The organism is Propionibacterium acidifaciens DSM 21887 (assembly GCF_000426605.1).
In the GTDB taxonomy this organism is placed as follows: domain Bacteria; phylum Actinomycetota; class Actinomycetes; order Propionibacteriales; family Propionibacteriaceae; genus Propionibacterium; species Propionibacterium acidifaciens.
Map to the genome: position 1 here is coordinate 20564 of NZ_AUFR01000023.1, position 20768 is coordinate 41331.

A 20768-nucleotide genomic window follows, 5' to 3' on the forward strand; every position below is an offset into this window, starting at 1 on the left:
CCGGACGGGCGGGCCGGTCGCGGCCGCCGGAGGGCCCCCGGCGTCAGTCGGCGGGCAGCCCCGAGAGGGTCATCGACAGGCCGGTCCCGATGCTGATCGCCGAACCGGTCGCGGTCTGCTCGGCGCGGCGGGCCCGGCCCTCGCGGGTGATGACGTAGCTGCGCCCGTCCACGACCTCGAAGCTGAGCAGATCGCGGTTGCGCCGCCACGCGACGACCTGCGCGAACCGCACCGGGGCGCCGGTGTCGTCGGTGACGGTGAAGCGGCCGTTCTCGGCCTCGACGCGAATCGTGCAGCCGAAGTTGGGCGTGATCCGCGCGACGGTGAGCTGGGTCTCCTCCCAGGCGACGTCGACGCGGTGTCCGCCGACGGCGCGCAGGCCGCGCGCCGAGCCCTTCGGCCACCGGGCGGGCAGGGCGGCGAGCAGGCGGATGACGCCGGCGTCGCCGCCGACGAGCATCTCGGCGAGGGCGCCCGGCAGCACGAGGGAGGCGGGCAGCTGGAGGACGGCGCCGGGCATCTGGGGCTCCCGGCCCAGCGCCAGCAGCGACGCGGAGCTGAGCGGTCCGGTCAGGCGGGTCAGCGCCCGGGTGGCGAGGACCTCGTCGCCCAGCCGGGCGGCCATCGCGAGGATCCTGGCCTGGCCCGCGGCGGTGCGTCCGGCACCGCGGGAGATCTCGGCGTCGAGGGTGCGGCGCGCCGCGTCGAGCATCGTCGGGTCGGTGTGGTTGATGCGCCTGCCGGGGAAGAGGCCGTACAGCTGGGTCAGGGAGTCCGAACCGGCGCTCGGGGCACCGGCCCGGCGCTCGGGCCACTGGGCGATGAGACCGTCGACGACGGGGACGGGGGCCAGCCGGCCGAGGGCGTCGCGCACCCGGGGGGCGAGCGCCGCATCGAGGCCGCACGGCTGCTCGCCGGCCAGGGACAGGTAGTGCTCGAAGACCTCGGCGATGACCTCGCGGTCGATCGTCGAGCCCGCCGCGACCCGGAACTCCCGGGCGGCGCTGCGCAGCGTCTGGCCGGGGGCGGCCGAGGGGCTCGCGATGAGCTCGTCGTCGGGGCCCGTGACGAGCAGGTCGAGGGCGAAGCGCACGGCCATGCGGTGCACCTGGAGGGCGTGGGCGGTGTCGCCGGTGAACAGGGCGTGCTCGTACAGGCAGGACGCCAGGGCGGGCAGCGCCCCCAGCCAGTGGCCCCGCCGGGCGCGGGCGATCCGCGCGCTCGTGGCGCGCCACAGGTCGACGCGCTCGAGGACGACGGCGCCGGAGAACCCGAAGTCCCGCCAGGCGCGGTCGCGGCCGGTGCGAGACAGCTCGTCGGCGAGGCGCCGGACGGGGGCCGCGCACTCCGACAGGCCGACCCGTTCGGCCGACCAGTAGCTCAGCTGGAGACCCATGTCGGTGCGGTAGGCCTCGCCGGCCGGGCGCGCATGGGCGTTCCACAGTCCCTGGGCGTGCATGGGCTGGGAGTCGGCGCGCGAGGACGAGACGAGCAGGTACTTGCCCAGGTGGAAGGCCAGCTCGTCGACGTCGGCGCGCCAGGAATCGGACAGGTCCAGGTCGCTGCGGTCGAACAGGGCGCGGCGGTCCGCGACGTGCTCGGCATGGAGTTCGGCGGTGCTGCGGCCCAGCGCGCGGCGGACCCGGTACCTGGCGACGTGCTCGACGGCCGAGGTGTCGCCCGAGGGGCGCCGGTTCCAGGCGGTGAAACCACTCTCGGCGGCGACGACGAGGCGCGGGCCCTCGTCGGTGGGCTGGACGGCGGCGGCGACGGCGAAGGCCATGCCCGCGGGAACGCTGCCGTCGTCGGCGGGCGGCTCGACGCCGTAGCGGACGGGCTCGCCGGCGCGGGCGTCGGCGGGAACGCGGGAGGACAGGGTCAGCCACAGCACCCGCCCCTCGCGCCAGGTGCGGACGGCGCCGCGGTGGGGGCTGCTCAGGTGCGGGGCCCTCAGCGGAGCGGACGGGCCGCCCCACTGGACGACGAGCACCTCGGCCGGGGCGCTGATGAAGGTGCGCAGCTCGTTGCCGCGCACGGTGGTGGTCATGGTGGCGTCCCGCAGATCGAGCTCGCGGCCGTAGCCGCGGGTGCGCAGCCCGGGCGCGTAGTCCCAGCGCAGCACGCCGACGGGCTGGCTGGTCTGGACGGCGGGCGCGACGGCCATCCGGGCGGCGATCCCGTCGGCCTGCTCCAGGTTGCCGGCGGCGATCGCCGCGCGCAGGGCGGGCAGGAGCGCCGCGCCGTCGGCATCGGCGTCGTCGCCGGCACCGGGGCCGCCCGACCAGAGGGTGTCGAGCGACAGTTCGAGGACCTCGGCGCCGATGCCGCCGTGGGCGACGGCGCCGAGATGGCCGTTGCCCAGCAGGAAGGCGTCGCGGGGGTTCGCGGCCGGTTCGTCGAGGACGATCCGGTACCGGGCGTGCGGGTCGGCCCCCGGGGGCGCGCCGGCCCCCCGACGCTCGGAACCGCTGCGACTGGTCACGTCCGACACTCCTCCATGGTGGGCCGGCGCCGGCCCGTTCCCAATCCTCCGGGGCTCCCCCGGGCGCCGGGCCGCAGGTTCACGGGCGACGACAGGGGCAGGCACATTATCGACCATCGGACCCGGTGCCGACCATCGGGCCCACGAGGGCGGGCGCGGCCCGCGCGCCCGGGGCCGACGATCCCCTCGGCAGCCCTGCGACACATGTCGCACCACGCGACCCGCGCGCCCGGGGCCGGCGGACGGGTCCGGGCCCCGGATCCCTGTGCGGCATCAGCCGCGTCCCGACGCCGGCGGGGACCCACCGCCGGCGATGCCGGCCCGGCGCGCTGCACGGCCTCGGAGCCGTGCGGGCCGGCGCCGGCGCAGGGGCAGTGGAGCCGGTATCGGCACGGCGACGGTGGAACCGGCGTTTAACATGGGGCGCGTGAGTTCACTCCCGAGCCCGGCCCCGACGGGCGCCGCCCCCCTCGATCACGGCCTGCGGTCGGCGCTGCCGTCCACCATCGAACGGCTGGAGGAGGCCGCCGTCCTCAGGCTCGACGAGGCCCGCAGCTGGCTGGTGACCGCCGCCCTCGTCGTGCTCGGCCTCCTCACCCGCGTCGTCGGCATCGGGACGCCGGCGCACCTCGAGTTCGACGAGACCTACTACGCCAAGGACGCCTGGACGCTGTTGCACCTGGGCTACGAGGGCACCTGGGGCGCGGGGGCTGACGACCAGATCGCCGCGGGCCATGTCGACGGCTGGACGAGCATCGGCTCGTTCATCGTCCATCCCCAGCTCGGCAAGTGGCTCATCGCGGGCGGCGAGCGACTCTTCGGCATGACGCCCCTCGGCTGGCGCTTCGCCTCGCTCGTCTTCGGCTGCCTGCTCATCGGGGCCGTCGTGCGCATGGCGCGCCGGCTCGGCCGGTCGACCATCATCGGTGCCCTGGCGGGCTTCTTCATCATCGTCGACGGCCTCAGCTTTGTCATGAGCCGCATCGCGCTGCTCGACGTCTTCGAGGCCTTCTTCACCGTCGCGGCCGTCGGCTGCTGGCTGGCCGACCGGGACTGGTTCCGGCACCGCCTCGCCGAGCACCTGCGTGCGAACGGCCTGCTCAACCTCGGCGGGGGCTACGGTCCGCTTCTCCTGTGGAGGCCCTGGCGCCTGGCCTGCGGCCTGCTCCTCGGCGCCGCCTGCGGCTGCAAGTGGAACGCCGTCTACGTCCTCGCGGTCCTCGGCGTCCTCAGCCTCGTCGACGACCGCCGCGCGCGTCTGACCGCGGGCGCGGGCCGGCAGGCGATCCGCAGTCTCTGGCGCGACGGCCTCTCCGCCGTCGTCCACCTCGCCGTCGCGGCCCTCGTCGTCTACGTGGCCACCTGGACGAGCTGGCTGCTCTCGGACGGCGGCTACGACCGCCAGTGGGGCGCCCAGCACCCCGCCGACCGCGTCACGCGGCTGCTCGGCGACGGGCTGGGCAGCCTGTGGCACTACCACTACGACATCTACGCCTTCCACACCGGCGACTGGATCGCCTCGCAGACCCACACCTACGACGCGAAGCCGCTGGGCTGGCCGGTCATGGCGCGCGTCATCGGCATCGACGCGGTCAACGGCATCCAGCCGGGCGAGGACGGCTGCACCGCGGTCAACGACACCTGCCTGCGCGTCGTCTCCGGCGCCGGGACGCCCTTCCTGTGGTGGTTCGCGTGCCTGGCGGTCGTCGTCGGCCTGTTCCTGTGGATCGGCGGGCGTCAGTGGCACTACTGCGTGCCGATCGTCGTGGCCGCGGCCACCTGGCTCATGTGGTTCCCCAGCTCGGACCGCCCGACCTTCTTCTTCTACGCGATCATGCTCATCCCGTTCACCGCGACCGTGCTGGCGATGGTGCTGGGCCGGATCCTCGGCCCCGCGGACGCGCCCCCGCCGCGACGGCGCCGCGGGGCCCTCATCGTCACGGCGGTGACGGTGCTCATCACGGCGAACTTCCTCTTCATCTACCCGATCCTCACCGACGCCCTCCTGACGCGCCGCCAGTGGTTCATGCGCATGTGGTTCACCACGTGGATCTGACCGCGCCACCCCGCACCCCCGTTCCCACTCCCACCTCCCCTCATGCGTTCGCACCTCACCCAGGCCTTCCCACCTCGGACATGTCCCGGGTGTCTGCGCAGACGCGAGGCGGGAACGCGCAACGGGAGCGAAGACCGCACGCGGGACGAACGCGCAACGAGCGCGAACCAGCCACACGACGAACCGCAACGACCACGAACCGCAACGATCACAGGACGCACGCCCCGCGGCGCCCACCGGTCCCCCGCACTGCTGCGGGCCGCGCGCATCGTCCCGGCGGGGGGACGAGGAGCCGGGCGCGGGCGACGGAGGGGGCGGGCGGTGATCTGGAGGCTGCACGGGGACGGCGGGCCGAGGCCGGGCGAGGTCGTCGCCCCGGGCGAGAGGCTCGGCTGGAGCAGGACGATCGGGCTCGGCGCCCAGCACGTGGTGGCCCTGTTCTCCGCCTTCGTCGCCCGCACCCACGACGTCCGCGTGTGGATCGCCCCCTCCGTCTTCGCCTGGCTCGGGGTGGCGACCTTCTCGCTCATCTGCTGGGCCATGACCATCGACGTCATCAACGACACCGAGGTGCGCTTCGGCGACCGTCGGGACGGCACCGTGTACGCCACCTGCTCGTGGCGCGCGAGCTCGGTCAGGCCGGCTCGGAGGGCCTGACCGGTATCCTCCTGCCGGTGGTGGGGTACGCGAAGGAGACCGGCTTCGACTCCGAGGTCACCTGTGAGCATGGACTCTGGCTGGTCTGGGATCGGCTGGTCAGGATGGGTGCAGGTCGTGTCGATCCGGGTGTGACTCTCGAGGCTATTGGCCCGCTCGCGGCGCCTTCCAACGGCATCTACAGCATCACGTGCCCGGTGCCCGGCGGCGCCTTCGTCGTCCTCTTCCTCGCCCTGTGGTTCCTGTACCCGCTCGACAAGGAGCGCGTGGACGCCAACGCCGCCCGGCTCGCCGCCCAGCGCGAGGCCGAGGGCGCCGCCCGACCGTCCACGGCCGCCCCGGCGGGGCGTCCCCGGGCGCCCCGCCGCCCATCCACCGGATCGAAACGAGGAATGATGCTCTACCCCACCACCACCGACTCCCGAACCGTCATCGACCTCGGCGGCATCTGGGACTTCGCGCTCGACGACGGCACCGGCTTCGACGACCGGTGGTGCGCCGCCCCGCTGGCCGATGCCATGACGATGCCGGTGCCCGCCTCCTACAACGACCTGAAGGAGGGCGTCGACATCCGCGACCACTGCGGCTGGGTCTTCTACCAGCGCACGGTCCAGGTGCCGGCCGCGCTGCGCGGCCAGCGCGTCGTGCTGCGCGCCGACGCCGTCACGCACCACGCGAGGGTCTACCTCAACGGCGAGTTCCTCGGCGAACACCGCGGCGGCTTCCTGCCCTTCGAGGTCGAGCTGGACGGGCACCTCGCCGCCGGCGACAATCTGCTGACGATCGCCGTCGACAACGTCATCGACCACACGACGCTTCCCGTGGGGGGCACGGGCGACATGCTCGGCGGAGGCCCCGGGGCCGCGCTCGCCGATTCCCCGTCGGGCTCGCGGAAGCAGAACCACCCGAACTTCGATTTCTTCAACTACTGCGGCATCACCCGCCCGGTGCGCCTGTGCGCGACGCCCCGGGAGTACATCGCCGACATCGCCCTGACGAGCGACGTCGAGGGCCTCGACGGTGCGAGCGGAACCGCCGCCAGGGCCACGGTGCACTACGAGGTCACGACGGTGGGCGACGGCGAGTGCACCGTCGAGCTGCTCGACGCCGACGGCGCGCGGATCGACGGGGCCCGCGGCACGAGCGGCGAGCTCGTCGTCGAGAGCCCGACGCTGTGGCGCCCTGGCGCCGGCCACCTCTACCAGGTGCGGGTGCGCTTCGGCGAGGACGTCTACACCGAGCCGTTCGGCATCCGGACGGTCCGCATCGACGGCACCCGCTTCCTCATCAACGAGCGCCCCTTCTACTTCAAGGGCTACGGCAAGCACGAGGACACCTTCCCGGCGGGACGAGGCATCAATCTGCCGATGAACACCCGCGACATCGCGCTCATGGGGTGGCAGGGCGCCAACAGCCTCCGCACCAGCCACTACCCGTACTCCGAGGAGATGATGCGCCAGTGCGACGCCGAGGGCGTCGTCGTCATCGACGAGACCACGGCCGTGGGCATCAACCTGAAGTTCGGCGGCGGCGCCGCCTTCGGCGGTGAGCGCGTCGAGACCTTCGACCCCGAGCACGGCGTACGGACAGGGCAGGCGCACCGGGAGGTCATCCGCGATCTCATCACCCGCGACAAGAACCACGCCTGCGTGGTCGTCTGGAGCATCGCCAACGAGCCCGACTCGGGCGCCCCGGGCGCCTACGAGTACTTCAAGCCGCTGTTCGACCTGGCCCGCGAGCTCGACCCGGCGAAGCGCCCGTGCACGCTCGTCTCGGTGCAGATGAACGACGCCCCGCGCACCGACTGCTCGGCGCGGCTCAGCGACATCATCTGCCTCAACCGCTATTACGGCTGGTACTTCGGCGGACCCGACCTGGCCTCCTCCGAGGAGGGGCTCCGGGCCGAGCTCGCGCAGTGGGCCGGGCTCGGCAAGCCGCTCATGCTGACCGAGTTCGGCGCCGACGCCGTGGCGGGCCTGCACGACACGACGCCGGTCCTGTACACCGAGGAGTACCAGGTCGACTACTACGCGATGAACTGCCGGGTCCTCGACGAGTTCGACTTCGTCGTCGGGGAGCAGCTGTGGAACTTCGCGGACTTCGCGACGAGCCAGTCGCTCCTGCGCGTCCAGGGCAACAGGAAGGGCGTCTTCACCCGCGACCGGAAGCCGAAGCTCGCCGCCCACTGGTTCCGCCGGCGCTGGTCGGCGATCCCCGACTTCGGCTACAAGGGCTGAATCGTCGCCGACCGCCGGGCGGGGCGACGCCCCGCCCGGCAGCGGGCACCGGGGCGTGCCGGACGCTCCGACGGGGCCACCCGCATGTCAGTCGAGCAGATCCGTGACCACGCCGAAGGCATCGCGCACGCGGCGCAGTTCATCCCTGCTGACGCCCTCGCCCCGACCGCCGCCGGCGAGATCGCGGTACTCGTAGGCCGCTCCGGTCTCGGCGTACTCGATCTTGTCGCAGGCGCCCAGCGGCGATGCATCGCTGCGGGCCATCAGCCCGTGCTTGGCCCAGATCACGATGACGTGCTCCCGCAGACCCCGCACGGTGTTCTCCATGAGTTCCTGCGAGCCGGGAACCATGAAGGGCAGGAACTCGACACCGGCGGGCAGCTGCACCAGTGTCTCGGGCTCCCAGCGCAGGAGCGCATGGTTCATCGACTCGGTGGACCGGTATTCCGGAATGTGGCTGAGCTGCACCAGGTGCGGCGGTTGGGCATGGATCACGGCGTGCAGACTGAGGCCCCGCCGTCCGACATGGTCGGCGTGCACGGCCAAGTGGGAGTTGAACTCGCTCGTGGGCCGGACGAAGTTGCCGTCGGCCAGGTAGTGCAGTTCGCCCGAGGCGCCGTCGGCGCCGATCACGACCGCTCCGACGTTCTCCCGGGGCGCCTCGGCCACCTCGCGCAGACGGCAGCCGGTACCGGTGACCAGCACCGTGCAGCCGGCCAATCCGGGCGCGGTCCAGGGCAGCTCGATGGTTGTGACATCGGGGAAGAGGGGATCCAGGTCGACCTGCCAGGCGAGGCAGACGGACAGGTTCCCGGCGCCCGACTCGATGGCGTCGATCTCGTTGAGGCGGCGCCCCGCGGCCCCCATGCTGGCGAGCACGTCGGCGAGATTCCTCGGTCGTGAAGTGGTCATGATCGGTTCGCCTTTCCTTGGGTGAGTGATTCGAGGGTCTGGGAGGCGGCGCGCCAGGCGGCGAGGGCCTCCGGGCAGTGGGTCGGTTCGTATCGGGTGAGCGCGCAGGATGCGGCGCCCACGGCACGCAGCCGGTCCAGGCCGCCGGACAGGTCGCCGACGGCCCGTGCGCAGACCAGCAGATTGCCCAGCGCGGTGCCCTCCGCGGGGCCTGCGACCACCGGCAGACCGGTGGCGTCCGCCGTGGCCCGGCAGAGCCGGATGTTGCGGGAGCCGCCGCCCACGACGTGCACCACGTCGACCGTCCTTCCACTGTGGCGGCAGGCCGCCCGGACCGCCGCGCGATAGGCCAGCGCGAGGGAGTCCATGATCGTGCGCACCACCTGGGCCCGGGTGCGGGCGGCCGGTTGGCCGGTGAACTCCAGAAGAGCATTGATCCGCTCCGTCATGGGCCCGGGGTCCAGCAGGGTGTCGTCGTTGAGATCGACGATCCTGGTCAGCGGCGGCTCCTCGAAGGCCTCTGCGAGCAGCGCCGTGAGGTCCTGCAGCTGTCCGGTCTCGTCCTGCCACTGAGCGATGCAGTGGTTGAGCGTCCACATGCCCGAAACATTCCGTAGATAACGCACGGTGCCGTCGACACCGAGTTCGTTGGTGAAGTTGTCGGCCCGGGAGGCCTCGGTGAGGATCGGTTCCGACAGCTCCAGTCCCACCAGCGACCAGGTGCCGCTCGAGATGAAGGCGAAGGCGTCCCCGCCGGCCGGGACGCCGACCACGGCCGATGCCGTGTCGTGGGAGCCGACCGTCACGACCGGGGTGGGGGCGCCCGATGCGGTGGCCGCCTCCGGGAGGATCCGGGGCAGTACCGGGCCGAGCACAGTCCCCGGCTCGGACAGCGGGGTCAGCAGCCGACGGATGGCCGGCCCCTGGTCGAGTGCGTCGAGCACCTCGTCCGACCACTGTCTGCCGACTGGGTCGAGCAGCCCGGTGGTCGAGGCATTGGTCACCTCGGTGCGCGCCACCCCGGAGAGCCAGTAGGCCAGCAGGTCGGGCAGGAGGAGCAGACGATCGGCGCGGGCGAGGGCCCGACTCCCGGTGGACGAGAGGAGCTGGAAGACGGTGTTGAACTCCTGCACCTGGGTGCCGGTGCGCGCATAGAGGACGGCCGGGTCGATCTGCTCGAAGACCCTGGAGGGCACCCCCGCGGTGCGCCGGTCGCGATAGCTCACGACCGGCGCCGTGAGGACGCCGTCCACGTCGAGAAGCCCGTAGTCGACCCCCCAGGTGTCGATGCCGATCGCTTCGAGGGGGCCCTGCGCGGCGGCCTTGGAGAGACCGGCGCGCACCTGGGCGAACAGCTCGGTCGCCTTCCAGCACAGGCGCACCCCGCCGGCCTCGGGCAGGGGCACGGGATCGTTCCGGAAGCGGTGCACCTCACAAGTGAGGAGGCACCCCTCCGTCAGCTCCCCCACGATCACCCTGCCCGAGCCGGCGCCCAGGTCCACGGCGGCGTAGCGGCCCATGGTTCAGGCGCCCCAGCCGGCCTGCGCGCCGCCGATGCGTTCGGCCTCGATCCTGGCCTGGTACCCGGAGGCGAGATAGGCGGCCAGCGGGTCGGGTGCCAGGCCCTTCTCCTCGCGCAGCTCGGCGAGCAGAGGCCGCACATCGGTGTTGTAGGCGTCCATGAGCACGCCGTTCGCAGCGAGGACATCGCCGGCCAGCTGGGCCGCCGTCAGTGCCTCGCGGTCGACGAGCAGGGCCTTGGCGGTGGCCTCCTGCACGTTCATCACGGAGCGGATCTCGCCGGGGATCTTGTCCTCGAGATTGTGGCACTGGTCGAGCATGAAGGTGACCCCCGAATCAGGTCGCAGCGCGTCGGCGCGCACGATCTCGTGGAGGATGCGGAACAGCTGGAAGGGGTCGGCCGCACCCACCATGAGGTCGTCGTCGGCGTAGAACCGCGAGTTGAAGTCGAAGGCGCCCAGCCTGCCCGCCCGCAGCAACTGCATGACGATGAACTCGATGTTGGTGCCCGGCGCGTGGTGCCCGGTGTCGAGCACCACCTTGGCCCGGGGACCGAGCGCCTGGCAGTGCATGAGCGAGGTACCCCAGTCGGGCACGTCGGTGGCGTAGAAGGCCGGTTCGAAGAACTTGTACTCCAGGACCATCTGCTGGTTCCTGCTGAGTGCCGCGTAGATCTGGGCGAGCGAGTCGTCCAGGCGCTCCTGGCGGGCCCGCAGGTCGTCCTGCCCCGGATAGTTGATGCCGTCGGCGAGCCAGACCTTCAGGGAGTCCGAGCCGGTTGCGCCCATCACGTCGATGCAGTCCAGATGGGCTCTGATCGCCTTGGCCCGGATGCTCTCGTCCGGGTTGCACAGCGAGCCGAACTTGTAGTCGTCGTCCTGGAAGACGTTCGAGTTGATCATGCCGATCCGTACGCCGAGGGACTCGGCGTGGACCTTGAGCGCCTCGAAATCGTCCACCCTGTCCCAGGGGATGTGCAGCGAGACGCGGGGGGCCGCGCCGGTGTACGCGTTCACCCGGGCGGCGTCGGCGAGTTTCTCGAACGGGTCGCGGGGGGTGCCCGCCGTGGTGAAGACCTTGAAGCGAGTGCCCGAGTTCCCGAACGCCCAGCTGGGCAGTTCGATGGTCTGCTGCTCGAGCAGGCTCCGGGCCTGCGGGTCGAGGTCGGACAATGACACCATGGTTCTCTCCTGGATTCTGGGATGTGCGGTTCCTGAGATTCGCTTCGCCCCCGGGGCCCGCCCGGGGGCTCGGGCGGGGCCGGATGGCACGCCTAGAGGCCCCGGGCCCCGCCGTCGACGTTCGAGACGACCTCCCCGTACCGCTCGATCTCGATCTCCTCGAGGGTGCGCCCCTGTGTCCGCGGGGCGCCGACGGTTCCGATGACGAGGGAGGCGAGAAGGAAGCCGATGAGGATGAGGCCATCGATGAGCAGGCCGTTCTCCCCCGCGAGGATCACCGGGAAGATGAGCGAGATGAGCCCGCTGGCGAGGCGCACCGCGAAGAACACGATGCCCTGGGCCCCGGAGCGGTAGGGCGTGGCGAAGAGTTCGGGAGACCACACCGAGTAGAAGGCCTGCGCCGAGGGCCCGGCGGACAGGCCCCAGACGATGGCGTACCCGAATGCGGTCCACGCCGAGGTCGGCGGTCCGAACACCAGGATGATCCAGGCGACGAGGGCCATCGCGCCGCCGATGCAGTAGTGGACCCGGTAGGGATCCGGTCGACCAGGGCCATGAAGAAGACGGTCGCGACGATGACGAAGCCCCACGAGAGCATCGAGAAGAGATCGGACTGGAGGGCCCTGTAGCCCATGGACGACAGGATCGTCGGCAGGAAGATGCCGTTCTGACTGGCGGCCTGGTTCCAGAAGGTGTAGATGCAGGCCAGGAAGACGAGTGCCGTGATGTTGACCCTGCGGCTGAACAGCGCCTTGAACGAGGCGAGGACCGAGGGCGGCTTCGCCGTGGCGCCGCCCTTGGCCTGCTGCCACGCCTCGGACTCGTCGAGGCCCTGCCGGATGTACCAGGTGACGAGGGCGATGACGACGAGGTGGGCGAAGATGAGCCGGCTCCCCAGCAGGTGCAGCGGCGCCAGCGCGGCGGCCAAGCCGTATCCGATGAAGGGGCCGAAGGACCAGGCGAGCTGGGTCGTGCCGATGTGACGTCCCCTCCTGTCGGCCGGCGCGAACTCTGCGATGTAGGTCCACCCGGCCGGGACGGAGGCGCCCACGGCCAGGCCGATGATCACGAAGCCGGCGAAGAGCATGCCGAGGTTCGCGGTGACCGTGATGATGAGGCCGCCCAGTGCGTAGACGAGCAGGTCGTAGGTGTAGATGAACTTGCGGCCGTACTTGTCGCACAGCGGCCCCCCGATGAGCGCGCCGATCGCGGCGCCGAACGCGTTGGAGCTGAACGCGGCCAGCAGGCCGGTGATCGTCCCGTCGTCGTTCGGGAAGTAGGCGGCCTTCCAGAAGCCCAGTGACGTCGCAATGGCGATGATGGATCCGGAGTCGATGTAGTTCGACATGGAGACGGCGATCGTCGCCTTCCAGCCGGTGATGTGGCGCTTCGGCATGTCGCGCTCCTTCGTGTGCTGATGGGATCAGGCGAGGTGGAAGTACTCGTCCAGGAGTTCGGGTGCGCCCCCGTTCGGCGGGACGAAGTACTGCGCCATCTCGGCCTGCCACCGGGCGTTCACCTCCTCCCGATCCATCGCCGCCATGGCGGCGATGACGTCGTCGGACTCGAAGTAGCCCACCACGAGCCCGTCCTCGGTCCTCAGGAACAGCGAGTAGCGCCGCCACCCCGATCGGCTGAGCGCCTCGCGCATGGACTCCCACACGTGCTGGTGCGCCTCCACATACTCCGGAAGGAGCTCCGGGCGGACCCGCAACAGGAAGCAGGCGCGTTGCGGCGAACGTGCCGCGCTGGTGGACAGTCGATCAGTCATCTGGACTCCCTCGTTCAGATCCCTCCGGGGCGGACCGCCCTCGGATCGACGATGGGATGAGCGTAGATCGAATCGTTTCAAACCGCAACCCCTCCCCATTGACCGTAGCAACTTCATCGAAGAAAAGGCCAGGCAAAATAATTCTGTATCGTTTCATACACTCACGGAGGAGGTTCGGCCCGAGGCTGTCCCGACGCTCCGCAACGCTCATGACGGCGCCGGGGACGCCTCGTTGGCTAGGCTCATGCCGTCAGGCGGGGACGAGGCGCCCCGCGGAACGTCTCCTGCACCGAAGGGCATCAGTGACCGAACCGACCGCCCGCCAAGTCGGCATCAAGGACGTCGCCGCGCGCGCAGGCGTCTCGGTGGGCACGGTGTCGAACGTGCTCAACCATCCCGGAGCCGTCTCGCAGGAGCGCCGCCGAGCCGTGGAGAGCGCCATCCGGGAACTCGGTTACGTGCCGAACCATGCGGCGCGACAGCTCAAGGTCGGCCTGTCGACCATGCTCGGCCTGGTGATCGTCGAGGCCTGCAACCCCTATTACGGCACGATCGGTCTCGGGGCCGAGCAGGCCGCGGCCCGGGCCGGTCTCGGGCTGTTCAGCGCGAGCAGCGAGCAGAACGCCGAACGCGAGGCCGACTACCTGCACCGCTTCGAGCAGCAGCGCGCGCGGGGCATCCTGCTCGCGCCGGTCGGCATCGAGCTGCAGACGGCGCGCGAGGTCGCCGACCGGGGCACCCCCGTTGTCCTGCTCGACGCGGACGACCCGCACTTCTGCCGCGTGGGCGTGGACGACTACGTCGGAGGTCGGCTCGCGGCGCAGCACCTCATCGACCTGGGACGGCGCCGCATCGCCGTGGTGGGAGAGCCGAGCCGGCACCCCCAAGTGGTGCGCCGCCATTACGGCGCCCTGGCGGCGGCCGAGGAGCGCCCGCGGGTGCGGATCGACTTCCTGAGCACACGCGACATGACCATCCTGGAGGGCCGTCGGATCGGCGAGCTGCTGGCGGCCCGCCCGCGGACCGAACGCCCCGACGCCCTCTTCGCCACGAACGACCTGTTGGCGATTGGCCTGCTCCAAGCCCTCACCATGGCGCGCACCTTCCGCATCCCCGAGGACATCGCCATCATCGGCTATGACGACATCGACTTCTGCACCAACGCCGTGGTCGCCCTGAGCTCGGTCGCCCAGCCGGCCCCGCGGATCGGCGCGACGGGGGTGGAGCTGGTCGAGGAGGAGCTCGAGGAGACGGTCGGGCACGAGCACCGCCGGGTCCTGCTCCCACCGACCCTGATGGCCAGGGCCTCCACCCTCGGCGAGTGACCGGCTCCGCCCGAGAGGCGACGGCGAGGGGCCCGACAGGCGGAGGGGCAGCCGCACCGGTTCGTCCGCGCACCCGGCCTCGCAGGCGCACGGGATCCGGGTCCCACCGCATCGTCCCCGACGCGCCGCCGGGCGCCTCAGGGCAGCGGCAGGAACGGCGCGAGCGAGCACCCGGCCCACCACGTGGCGGCCGCGAGCACCGCGCCGAGGCACAGCACCCAAACGGCGGCGGGAACGTGCGTCCGGGCCGCCAGGACGCCGGGGTCCTGGGAGCGGTCGCCGTGTCGGGCGACGTTGACGAGCTGGCGCCATGCGCCGGCGAGAAGGAAGACGCCGAGTCCGAGGACCGCGGCGCCCACCGGCGCGGAGCCGGCGAACCACCAGAGGGCGAGGTCGGCGGCGAGCGCGCCGAGCAGGACCGTCACGGTGTGGGCCGAGCGGGCGCGGACCAGCACGAGCAGGAGGACGACGGCGATCCCCACGAGCACGCCGCGGGCGTACCCGCCCGTCGCGGCGTGGACGATGGCGGCCCCGACGACGGCGGGCATCGGGTAGCCGGCCAGCGCCGTGAGCACGAGACCCGGCCCGCGGGTGGCGCCGCTCGTCGTCGTGGCGCCCGACATGTCGGGATTGACGGTGAAGCCGGCGAACCGGCGGCCCGCGGCCAGGCCGACGAGAGCGTGCCCGAGCTCGTGGACGAGCGTGACGACGACCCGCAGCACCCGCCAAGCGGGGCCGAGGAGGACGGTCGCCAAGGCCGCGGCGACTGCGACGGCTGCGGCCGTGGCGTGCGGCGACGGCCCGGCGTGCAGGCTCGCGCCGAGCTGCTGCTAGATCCGCGTCGCCACGTCGTCCACGGAGCAATTGTGCCCGCTGACGGGCGCCCGGCGGGACCCGATGCGGCGCGGGCGGTCGGTCCGCGACGGACCCGATTCGTGGCCGGGGAACGGCCCCGACTGCACGAGTCCGCTTCCTGCGCCGGCTTCGCGGCGAACGGCGACACGTCCGGGCCCCGGCTGCCCGGGCCCGCCCCGGCCCCGGGCGCGCGGCGCCGTCGGTCCTCGTCCTCGCCCATCCGGCACCGCGCCCTGCACCGCGCAGACCGCCCGCACCATCCGTACCCTTGGGGGGTGGAGCTGCTCAACTTCGTCGGCGTCTTCGCCTTCGCCGTCTCCGGCGGGCTCGTCGGGGTCCGCCGCCGCTTCGACGTCTTCGGCATCCTCGTCCTGGCACTGGTGACGGCCCTGGGCGGCGGCGTGATCCGCGATCTGCTGCTGGGCATCGATCCCCCGTCGAACCTGTCCAACGTCCCGTTCATGCTCACGGCGATCGTGGCCGGCCTCATCGCGTTCCGGTTCTCGGGCAGCCTCGACCGGATCCGCAAGCTCATCCTCATCGCCGACGCGGCGGGTCTGGGCGCCTTCGCCGTCTCGGCGACGATGCTCGCGATCCGGCACGGCCACCCCGGCATCGAGGCGATCCTCGTGGGCACGATCACCGCCATCGGCGGCGGCATGATGCGCGACGTGCTCGCCGGGCTCGTGCCGAGCGTCCTCACCCAGGACGTCTACGCGCTGCCCGCGCTGCTCGGCTGCGCCGGCACCGACCTGTGCGTGCGCATGGGGGTCCTCAACCCCATCACCCTGTGGACGCTGGTGGTCCTCGTCCTCGGCCTGCGCGTACTGGCCCTGCGCTTCCACTGGCAGGTCCCCAAGCCGAGGCGCCTCACCCGGGACGAGCCCAATCGTCCGGGACCGGGGTCGGCGCCATGAGCGCCCACTCGGCGCGCGCGCAGCAGCCGCCGTCATCCGCGGAATGCCCGAGCCCGGTCAGCTACTCACTCCGCGCACGCGCAGCAGCCGCTTCCGGGCAATCGGGCGGCACGGTCGGGCGTGCACTCACTCCGCGCACGCGCAGCAGCCGCGGTGCTTCGGCCCGCCGCCATGCACGTGGAGTCCCCAGGATCTCGGCCGCGAGCCCTGGACCGGCGGCGAACCAGCCGACGAGCCCATGGGGACGAAGGAGAAGGATCCAGGCCTCCGGTCGCGCTCGCGGCCGAGGCCCTCGGCCTTGTGCAGCCCCCCGCGCCGGGGAGTACTGGTTGCGCCGTCTGAGGGACGCCTCGGAGGATCATGGGAAGAAGATGCTGCACGCGCCGCCGGACGAGATTCTGTCAGAGCCCCGGCGCAGCTTCATCGAAGAGCTGCTCAGGACGAACCGAAGGAGGATCCTCGATGCCATCGGCTCATGTACTGGACGCACCGACCCCGACCGAGGCACGACCACGCCTCCGGGCCCTTCGCCTCATCTGGCAGGATGCAGTCGACGGCTCATCCATGTCGCGACCCTCGACCAGATCGAGGCGGACTCCTTCGCGTTCCGCTACGAGGAGGGGGCTCGGCACGACAACTTCGTCCTCCTGGCCGAGTTCCCGGATCCGGCTCGCACCTACTCGTTCACCGGGCTGCCGGCCTTCTTCCTGAACAGGGTGATGTCCCCGCGGCGGGCCTCGTACCCGACCTACTGCCACTGGCTCGGGCTGTCCGAGTTCCCCACCCCGGTGGAGTTCCTGGCCCGCAGCGGCGGCGGCCGCGCCACCGACACCTTCCACGTCGTCGACGGCCTCATCCCCGTGAACGGGCGTGTCGAGGGCCACTTCCTGGCCTCGGGCGTGCGGTGCGTCGAGGGCAACGGATCCCTGAGCCGCCTCGCCCCGGGCGATCGGTTCCGGCTGCTCCCCGAGCCCGACAACACCGTCGACTCCGAGGCCGTGCTGCTGACCGACGCGGGAGAGGATCCGGTCGGCTACGTCCCGGACTGGCTGCTGGGCGACGTCCACGGCTGGGGCCTCCCGAACACCGCCGTGCGCGTGGCGCAGGCGAACGCCGAGGCCCCCGCGCATCTGCGGCTCCTGTGCCGGATCGAGGCGCATCCGTCACGGGGCTGAACCCACGCCCCGTACAGCCATCGGCACGGTCGCCATCCCCGTCATGGCGTGGTCATGGCGAGCAATCATGTCACGTACAGCCCCCGATGCAGCGCGCACCGCGGGTTGAACGGGTGCCCGCAGCCGGCGCAGAAGGGCGCCGCGGAGTAGTCCTCGTACGAGCTCAGATGCCCGCAGGCCCCGCACAGCACCGTGGCCGGCGCCGCCGGGTCGGCCCGCCCGAACGGGTGGTCGGCCAGCGCCCGGTGGCACTCGTGGCAGGCCCAGAACCGCCCGCAGGTCTCGCACCGGTGCGCCACGACGTCGCGCTCGGTGCGCCAGTGGGCGCACCGGCCCCGCTCGTCCACGTCGACACCCCGGATCACCGTCATGACCCGATCCTGCCACCGGCGGAGAGCGCCGGGACGCCGTCCGGAACGCGGATCGGTCCGAGCTCCACGGCCGTGCACCGGCGCCGATGATCCGACGCCCGACCGACGGCGTCGGGTGTCGGGAGCGGCCCTCGGCAGGGGCCCCACGGCACGGGCACCCCTGGACGAGGCACGGACCAAGGGCACGGCTCACGGCCGGTACCGGCCGACCACGGGCAGCTTCTCGAGGATCCGCCTGCCGTGCCCGGACCTGACGAAGTCCTCGGTGGCATCGGTGCCGGCGCGCACCCCGTGGTGCGACCCGTCCTTCCATGCCGGCGACGAGCCCAGGTCGTAGACGACCCCGTTGACGGCGATCCAGCACTGCGCCCCGCCGGTGCAGGCGGCCTGCGCCAGCTGGTCCGCCGTGACGTCCACGGTGTCGAGGGTCTGCCGCTCGGCGCTCGTGAAGGGCCGGTCCAGTTTGGTGCGGTCCCCGGCGTTCGACGGGTGCAGCAGCATCCAGGCGACCGCGAGGGCCACGAGCACGAGGACGACGATGATGATCCAGCGCATGAGACGACCCCTCCCCTTTTTTGATACATCATGTCTCATGGGAGAAAAGATACACTGTGTCTCATGGCTGTCGATCCCCGGCCCCGACGCCGGCTCAGCGAGCAGGAGACGCGCGAGCGCGTCCTCGACCTGGCGGGCGAGCGCCTCGTCGAGCACGGGCTGTCCGTCGGGCTGGACGCCGTCGGCATGGAGCGGATCATCGCCGACGCGGGCGTCTCGCGGGCGAGCGCCTACCGCTGCTGGCCGCACCGGGAGGGCTTCCTCGCGGACGTGCTCGTCCACGCCATCGGCCGCACCCGGCTCATCCCCGAGGACGACGATGACATCGATCGGCTCCTGGGCGTCCTCGAGGCGCGTCGGGACGAGTTGGGCACCGAGCAGGGTCGGCGCGACGTGGTCGTCGAGGCGCTGCGGATCTCGTTGGACGCCGACATCCGCCGCACGCTCGCCTCGCCGAAGTGGCGGCTCCTCCTGGCCCTGTCCGTGACCCACCGGACGTTGCCCGACGAGGGGCTCCGCGACGTCGTGGCCGGCTCCCTCGCCGAGCTGGAGCGCGCCTTCGTGCAGCGGCGCGCGAGGATCTACGCGGCGATGGCGGAGCTCATCGGCTACCGCCAGTGCGCGCCGTGGAGCGGGGACGAGGGGTTCATGATGCTCTCGGAGCTGGCCGGGCTGACCATGCGCGGGGTGCTCTCGCGCGCGCTGAGCGATCCCGACTGGCTCGACCGGCGCACCGGGCTGACCCTGTTCGGCACGAGCCGTCCGGCGCCGTGGTCGCAGCCGGAGATCGCCATGATGACGGTGCTGCTCACCCACCTCGAGCCCGACCCCGCCGTCGAGTGGACCCCGCAGCACATCGCCGCGACCGAGGAGCGGTTCGCCGCGATGGCCGCCGAGATCAGCGACGCCGGGACCGCGGACTCCCCCGCCCCGTCCCGGTGAGGGCGCCGGCGGCCCCTCGGGAGGCGAGAAGCCGCCTCATGACACGCTCGATCGACGACTGTCCGGAACAGTCGGGCAGCCCCATGAGCAGGCCCCTGCCCTCCTGGAGGGGCACTCCACCGCGTGGTGCAGGAGGCCCGCACCCCGTTCCGCCCCGGGTCATGGCCTCCCGGGCGATCACGTCCGGGCCGGCGGATGCAGCAGTGCCGGCCCCGGTGGATGTCGTGGACGGGGTCGTGGCCGCCGAGCAGCTCCTCGCGAGGGTCCCGGCCCCGATCCGGAACTCGGAGGATCCGCGGGGGTACGGGGCAGAACCGGCCCGAGGGCGGGTGGCGGTCGCCCGTGCGGGAGACCGCCCACCCGCCCTCCCAGTTCCGCCGGGGAGCGCGTCGTCAGAGGTCGTAGTCCTCGAAGTCGAGCACCTTGTCGCCCACGTCCTCGTACTTCCCGATCCGCCAGTCGCCGTTGATCATGTCCCACACGATGGTCTCGGCGAGCTCCGAGAACTCCTCATCGAGGATGTGGTGATCGATCGCGATCAGGTCCACCTTCTCCGGGTCGAGACGCTCGTGGAGCTCCTTCCACATCAGTGTCGCCCTGCGCGACCACCGCGGGTACTTCTCGTCCGGCTCCCAGACGGGCCCGTCGCCGTTGCCCTCGGCCCAGCCGCGGTCACGCGTCGCGATCTCCTCGGACTGGTCGTAGGCGGACCATCCCCGCATGGGGATGATGAAACAGGTCGGGCCCGTCGTCCTGTTGAGGCGCTCCGCCATGTACGCCGAGAGCTCGACGATCTCGTCGAGGGTCGGCACCATGATGGTGACGCCCTCGTTGTGGACGTACGGCTTGTCCGACCCGTGCGGCCCGCGGCGCTTCCCGGTTCTGAAGTCCTCCAGGTACTCCGGGGCGAACTGGGCCATTCCGTTGTAAGCGGCCTGATCGAGACCGCCCGGCGCGACGACCTGCGGGATGCCGACGTCGGAGGCGGCCGTCATGCGCTCACCGTCCCACGTCTTCGGGATGCCGTAGAAGGAGTCGTACATGTTGTTGGTGAGCTCGCCCGGAGTCATGTCGACGACGGCGGTGATCACACCGGACCGGATGAGGTCCTCCATCGTCGCCCCCACTCCGACGGCGTGGAACGTCCCGCAGTCCCAGCCCTTGCTCTCGAAGAACCTCGTGATGTGGAGCTGGGTGGGCGTTGTCGTGCCGTAGGAGGTCACCGCGGCGAGGGGCTTCACGTCGGGCGCCTCGTTCGGCACCTTCGCCATGGCGACGACGGCCGCGCACGCATTGGAGACGATCCGGTACGTCACCGCGTTGATCCCCTGCTCCGCCGTGGGCGACGCGATGAAGATGTCCTTGTTCCCGAGCCACATGGACACGTCCGCACTCGCCATGTCCGTGAGCATGATCTTCGGGACGCCGAACGGCAAGGCCCTCATGACGCGCGTCACGGTCGTGGTGCCGACCGAGCCGGCCCACGAGATGATGCCGTCGAGCCGCCCCTCCTCGACCAGTCTCTGCGCCATCGCCGCGCCCGCCGCGCCGACCGTCTCGATCGCCTCGGACCGCGGCGCCGTGAACACGGTGCTCGCCTGCTCGACGCCGACTGCCGCGAGCACCTCCCTCACCGGGATGTCGGCGAAGTCCACCGACGCCCCGAGCGACAGGTCGAGGATCAGCGGATCGCCGCCGAACCCTCTCACCTTCTCCGCGAGGAACCTGATCTCGTTCCCCTTGGTGTTGCACATTCCCGCACATACGATGACGGGTCTCTCACCACTCATGGCGATGCTCCTTCGCTCGCG

Annotated in this window: 18 protein-coding genes; 7 read left to right on the plus strand and 11 right to left on the minus strand. The window is 71.7% G+C overall.

Features of this window, described 5'->3' with window-relative positions:
- Window positions 1-43: 43 nt before the first annotated feature.
- A complete protein-coding gene (locus tag K336_RS0108750) occupies window positions 44-2482 on the minus strand; it encodes a glycosyl hydrolase family 95 catalytic domain-containing protein (RefSeq protein ID WP_162142591.1) in 2439 nt (812 codons plus the stop codon).
- A gap of 418 nt (window positions 2483-2900) precedes the next feature.
- On the opposite strand from K336_RS0108750, the gene K336_RS0108755 reads away from it, so the two are divergent.
- The 3 genes from K336_RS0108755 to uidA all read left to right on the plus strand — a co-directional run bounded on the left by K336_RS0108755 (window position 2901) and on the right by uidA (window position 7432).
- Complete coding sequence (locus K336_RS0108755; protein ID WP_081660719.1) at window positions 2901-4538, plus strand: dolichyl-phosphate-mannose--protein mannosyltransferase; 1638 nt, start codon at window positions 2901-2903, stop codon at window positions 4536-4538.
- 321 nt (window positions 4539-4859) lie between these two features.
- Window positions 4860-5195, plus strand: a complete 336-nt coding sequence (locus tag K336_RS19365; RefSeq protein WP_028706825.1) for an MFS transporter — start codon at window positions 4860-4862, stop codon at window positions 5193-5195.
- Window positions 5156-7432, plus strand: coding sequence for a beta-glucuronidase (uidA, locus tag K336_RS0108765; protein WP_211223475.1), 2277 nt, complete (start codon window positions 5156-5158; stop codon window positions 7430-7432). Before K336_RS19365 ends, uidA begins: the two co-directional genes overlap by 40 nt.
- An 87-nt stretch (window positions 7433-7519) precedes the next feature.
- Here the strand turns inward: uidA and K336_RS0108770 are convergent, their stop codons facing one another.
- The 6 genes from K336_RS0108770 to K336_RS0108790 form a co-directional block, all read right to left on the minus strand.
- A complete protein-coding gene (locus K336_RS0108770) occupies window positions 7520-8344 on the minus strand; it encodes a class II aldolase/adducin family protein (protein WP_028706827.1) in 825 nt (274 codons plus the stop codon).
- Window positions 8341-9864: a rhamnulokinase gene (locus K336_RS15510; RefSeq protein ID WP_051245562.1), complete on the minus strand. Its 1524-nt coding sequence runs from the start codon at window positions 9862-9864 to the stop codon at window positions 8341-8343. Before K336_RS15510 ends, K336_RS0108770 begins: the two co-directional genes overlap by 4 nt.
- A gap of 3 nt (window positions 9865-9867) precedes the next feature.
- Entirely contained in the window at window positions 9868-11046 is a 1179-nt protein-coding gene (rhaI, locus tag K336_RS0108780; protein ID WP_021798882.1) for an L-rhamnose isomerase, read from the minus strand.
- 92 nt (window positions 11047-11138) lie between these two features.
- On the minus strand, window positions 11139-11429 hold the full coding sequence (locus tag K336_RS19370) for an MFS transporter (RefSeq protein WP_211223476.1): 291 nt from the start codon (window positions 11427-11429) through the stop codon (window positions 11139-11141).
- A complete protein-coding gene (locus K336_RS15515) occupies window positions 11321-12442 on the minus strand; it encodes an MFS transporter (RefSeq protein ID WP_211223477.1) in 1122 nt (373 codons plus the stop codon). The genes K336_RS19370 and K336_RS15515 overlap by 109 nt, the downstream gene beginning before the upstream one ends.
- Before the next feature lie 27 nt (window positions 12443-12469).
- Window positions 12470-12817: an L-rhamnose mutarotase gene (locus K336_RS0108790; RefSeq protein WP_043150647.1), complete on the minus strand. Its 348-nt coding sequence runs from the start codon at window positions 12815-12817 to the stop codon at window positions 12470-12472.
- A 302-nt stretch (window positions 12818-13119) separates the two neighbouring features.
- Between K336_RS0108790 and K336_RS0108795 the strand changes: the two genes are divergently transcribed.
- A complete protein-coding gene (locus K336_RS0108795; RefSeq protein ID WP_021798885.1) occupies window positions 13120-14142 on the plus strand; it encodes a LacI family DNA-binding transcriptional regulator in 1023 nt (340 codons plus the stop codon).
- A 137-nt stretch (window positions 14143-14279) separates the two neighbouring features.
- Here the strand turns inward: K336_RS0108795 and K336_RS15520 are convergent, their stop codons facing one another.
- A complete protein-coding gene (locus tag K336_RS15520) occupies window positions 14280-14954 on the minus strand; it encodes a M50 family metallopeptidase (protein WP_051245563.1) in 675 nt (224 codons plus the stop codon).
- A 318-nt stretch (window positions 14955-15272) separates the two neighbouring features.
- On the opposite strand from K336_RS15520, the gene K336_RS0108805 reads away from it, so the two are divergent.
- Window positions 15273-15914: a trimeric intracellular cation channel family protein gene (locus tag K336_RS0108805; RefSeq protein ID WP_021797849.1), complete on the plus strand. Its 642-nt coding sequence runs from the start codon at window positions 15273-15275 to the stop codon at window positions 15912-15914.
- A gap of 371 nt (window positions 15915-16285) precedes the next feature.
- Window positions 16286-17089: a hypothetical protein gene (locus K336_RS0108810; RefSeq protein ID WP_028706829.1), complete on the plus strand. Its 804-nt coding sequence runs from the start codon at window positions 16286-16288 to the stop codon at window positions 17087-17089.
- A 65-nt stretch (window positions 17090-17154) separates the two neighbouring features.
- On the opposite strand, the gene K336_RS0108815 is transcribed toward K336_RS0108810, so the two are convergent.
- Both K336_RS0108815 and K336_RS17050 read right to left on the minus strand, forming a co-directional pair.
- Window positions 17155-17460, minus strand: coding sequence for a CHY zinc finger protein (locus K336_RS0108815; RefSeq protein ID WP_028706830.1), 306 nt, complete (start codon window positions 17458-17460; stop codon window positions 17155-17157).
- Between the two features lie 189 nt (window positions 17461-17649).
- Entirely contained in the window at window positions 17650-18054 is a 405-nt protein-coding gene (locus tag K336_RS17050; RefSeq protein WP_081660722.1) for a cytochrome b5 domain-containing protein, read from the minus strand.
- 24 nt (window positions 18055-18078) lie between these two features.
- Here K336_RS17050 and K336_RS0108825 point away from each other — a divergent pair, with 24 nt between their 5' ends.
- Window positions 18079-18957 carry a TetR/AcrR family transcriptional regulator gene (locus tag K336_RS0108825; protein ID WP_028706832.1) on the plus strand — a complete coding sequence of 293 codons (879 nt, stop codon included), beginning with the start codon at window positions 18079-18081 and terminating at the stop codon, window positions 18955-18957.
- 392 nt (window positions 18958-19349) lie between these two features.
- Here K336_RS0108825 and K336_RS0108830 read toward each other — a convergent pair whose 3' ends face one another.
- Window positions 19350-20747: a Tm-1-like ATP-binding domain-containing protein gene (locus K336_RS0108830; protein ID WP_021797848.1), complete on the minus strand. Its 1398-nt coding sequence runs from the start codon at window positions 20745-20747 to the stop codon at window positions 19350-19352.
- Window positions 20748-20768: the final 21 nt, after the last annotated feature.

Excerpts from the sequence above, each read along its gene's own strand:
- K336_RS0108830 (WP_021797848.1), bottom strand. The coding sequence starts at position 20,747 with ATGAGTGGTGAGAGACCCGTCATCGTATGTGCGGGAATGTGCAACACC.
- K336_RS0108755 (WP_081660719.1), top strand. The coding sequence starts at position 2,901 with ATGGGGCGCGTGAGTTCACTCCCGAGCCCGGCCCCGACGGGCGCCGCC.
- K336_RS0108790 (WP_043150647.1), bottom strand. The coding sequence starts at position 12,817 with ATGACTGATCGACTGTCCACCAGCGCGGCACGTTCGCCGCAACGCGCC.
- K336_RS15510 (WP_051245562.1), bottom strand. The coding sequence starts at position 9,864 with ATGGGCCGCTACGCCGCCGTGGACCTGGGCGCCGGCTCGGGCAGGGTG.
- K336_RS15515 (WP_211223477.1), bottom strand. The coding sequence starts at position 12,442 with ATGCCGAAGCGCCACATCACCGGCTGGAAGGCGACGATCGCCGTCTCC.
- K336_RS17050 (WP_081660722.1), bottom strand. The coding sequence starts at position 18,054 with ATGAGACATGATGTATCAAAAAAGGGGAGGGGTCGTCTCATGCGCTGG.
- K336_RS0108770 (WP_028706827.1), bottom strand. The coding sequence starts at position 8,344 with ATGACCACTTCACGACCGAGGAATCTCGCCGACGTGCTCGCCAGCATG.
- rhaI (WP_021798882.1), bottom strand. The coding sequence starts at position 11,046 with ATGGTGTCATTGTCCGACCTCGACCCGCAGGCCCGGAGCCTGCTCGAG.
- K336_RS0108810 (WP_028706829.1), top strand. The coding sequence starts at position 16,286 with ATGCTGCACGCGCCGCCGGACGAGATTCTGTCAGAGCCCCGGCGCAGC.
- K336_RS0108825 (WP_028706832.1), top strand. The coding sequence starts at position 18,079 with ATGGCTGTCGATCCCCGGCCCCGACGCCGGCTCAGCGAGCAGGAGACG.
- K336_RS0108815 (WP_028706830.1), bottom strand. The coding sequence starts at position 17,460 with ATGACGGTGATCCGGGGTGTCGACGTGGACGAGCGGGGCCGGTGCGCC.